Origin of the sequence: Pseudoalteromonas sp. SG44-1, assembly GCF_014164315.1 — a bacterium.
Classification (GTDB): Bacteria; Pseudomonadota; Gammaproteobacteria; order Enterobacterales; family Alteromonadaceae; genus Pseudoalteromonas; species Pseudoalteromonas rhizosphaerae.
Map to the genome: position 1 here is coordinate 1 of NZ_JACJEW010000200.1, position 901 is coordinate 901.

Annotated in this window: 1 protein-coding gene; it reads left to right on the forward strand. The window is 44.5% G+C overall.

Going from position 1 to position 901, the window contains the following annotated elements; all coding sequences use genetic code 11:
* Window positions 1-901 (forward strand): IS21 family transposase (istA, locus tag H5187_RS23755; RefSeq protein ID WP_182798499.1); only part of this gene is annotated, 901 nt, incomplete at both ends.

Below are 901 nucleotides of genomic sequence, written 5' to 3' on the forward strand. Positions count from 1 at the left end.
CAGGGACTTCTCACCCCGTCAAAAAAGATACCCAACACCTGACTGGCTCACCATCAATAAGGATTTAAAGCAGCACAAACATTTGACGTTGCAGTTAGTATTCGATGAAATGCGTGAGAAAGTCGCTGAGCCTTATTACAGCTATAGCCACTTCTGCCGCGCCTACCGGGAATGGGTGGGGAAACAACGGTTGTCGATGCGGCAGCATCATAAAGGTGGTGAAAAGCTGTTTGTGGATTATTGTGGCCCCACACTGACCATCACGTGCCCCACAACGCAGGAAACACGGACTGCTCAAGTATTTGTTGCCGTGCTCGGCGCATCAAACTATACCTATGCTGAGGCAACGTATAGCCAGCAACTTGAAGACTGGGTGATGAGTCATGCCCGTTGTTTTGCGTTTTTAGGCGGTGTGCCTGAACTTGTTATTCCCGACAACTTAAAAAGTGCTGTTAGTAAACCCTGTCGCTACGAGCCTGATCTAAACCCCACTTATCATCAATTAGCCGAGTATTATAACGTCGCTGTCATACCCGCTAGACCTTATAAACCCAAAGATAAATCAAAGGCTGAAGTCGGTGTACAAATTGTTGAGCGTTGGATCATGGCACGTCTACGCAAGCAAACCTTCTACAGCTTAGCGCACCTAAATCAAGAAATAGCAAAGCTACTTGATGTAATGAACAATAAAGTCATGAAGCAATATCAACAGTCACGTAAACAGCTATTTGAGATGGTGGATAAAAGCGCATTAAAGCCATTGCCTGAAAAGCCCTATCACTATACACAAATCAAAACGGTGCGAGTACACATTGATTATCATGTTGAAATAGAGAAACATTATTACAGTGTGCCGTATCAGTGGGTTAAGAAACAATTACGCGCACACATAACCAATCAG